The organism is Oleiphilus sp. HI0079, from assembly GCF_001635105.1.
The window spans coordinates 1-854 of record NZ_LWFT01000973.1 but is presented as its reverse complement, the minus strand read 5'-3'; the positions used below and the strand labels follow the sequence as shown (position 1 = coordinate 854).

The window sequence follows — 854 nt, the reverse complement described above, 5'->3', positions numbered from 1 at the left end:
CGTTCTGACAAATGAATCTCAGGCGCTGAAAAAGCGGGTGGTCAATAAGAGCGACTTCAAATCGGGAGACAGGTATGCCGCCGTGCACAGGATCCATAATCAGTTTGTGGTAATTGCCGAGCAGGTCGTCTACTTGAAGAAGCAAGAGAAATCCTTTTTGATCTAGTCTGTTGTAGGCTTTGTATATACTGAGTATAGCGATAGTTTTTGTCTGACGTTGGTATTATTGCGTCTTTGCTTTACCTTGAGATCAGCTAGCCTATACTCAGAAGATATATGTTGAATACAGTGCAGTTATGAATCCCAGCTCAGACCAAATATTGGTGATCGACCCTAGTGCCGATGACCGTGAAAAACTGGTCGCCTACCTCACCGGTAAAGGTTACTTTGTTCAAACCGCTAAGAGTCTTGAAACTGCGCACTTGCTTACGTTTGAAGAGCCTCCCGATCTTATTTTTGCTGATGTCCCCAGCGAGCAAATAGAACTATTGCCTTTTTTCGATGGCGAAAAACGCAGCCCCCTCGTGATTGTATCGATCGCAGAAACTGCCGGTGATGTTGTCGCATGTCTACGGGCCGGTGCTCAGGACTTTATTCTTAAACCGGTGCGCGATTATGAAAAGCTAGATTCCGTCATTCATAGAACGCTCGATCAGATTCGGCTAGCGAAGTTGAACAAACGTCTGCGTTCTGAATTGGAGGAGAGAAATCGAAAGCTGCGAGAAGGCATTCATGAGCTGCGAACTGATCAAAAAGCAGGCCTTCAGGTCCAGCTAAAGATGTTGCCGCAGCGCCAAAAAGAGCTAAACGGCTTTCACTTTGACCACATTATTCGCCCTTCGCTTTACTTGAGT

At 46.0% G+C, this 854-nt stretch carries 1 protein-coding gene; it reads left to right on the top strand.

Annotation, left to right across the window (positions count from 1 at the left end; translation table 11 throughout):
• Window positions 1–296: 296 nt before the first annotated feature.
• Window positions 297–854 (top strand): ANTAR domain-containing response regulator (locus A3750_RS17860; RefSeq protein WP_156498697.1); only part of this gene is annotated, 558 nt, incomplete at its 3' end.